Below are 343 nucleotides of genomic sequence, written 5' to 3' on the forward strand. Positions count from 1 at the left end.
GGTTGGTCGGGCAGAACGTGAGGAAGCCGAGCCGGTCGTGGTGCGAGAACGGGATCTTCTTCTCGATCTCGTTGACGGCGCTCACCAGCCTCTTGTATACCTGCTGCAGGTCGCCACCCATCTGCATCGAGATGATGCGGAGGTGGTCCTCCTCGTTGCACCACACGAGGAACGTCTTGTTCTCGTTGTGGTAGATGCCGCGGCCGGTGGGCCAGAAGCGGCAGGCGTTGGCGGCCTGCAGGAAGCGGTCGCCCTCCTTGAACAGGAAGTGGTCGTCGATGAGCTGCTGCTGGGTCTCCTTCGACATGCCGGTGAGGGGGTAGAACGTGCCCTTGAGCTCGCC

Annotated in this window: 1 protein-coding gene; it reads right to left on the reverse strand. The window is 62.7% G+C overall.

Annotated features, from left to right (window positions below):
• The coding region (locus F0L74_RS34825; protein ID WP_213087194.1) for an ATP--guanido phosphotransferase at positions 1–343 on the reverse strand (343 nt) is incomplete at both ends.

This window comes from Chitinophaga agrisoli (genome assembly GCF_008386695.1).
Lineage (GTDB): Bacteria > Bacteroidota > Bacteroidia > Chitinophagales > Chitinophagaceae > Chitinophaga > Chitinophaga agrisoli.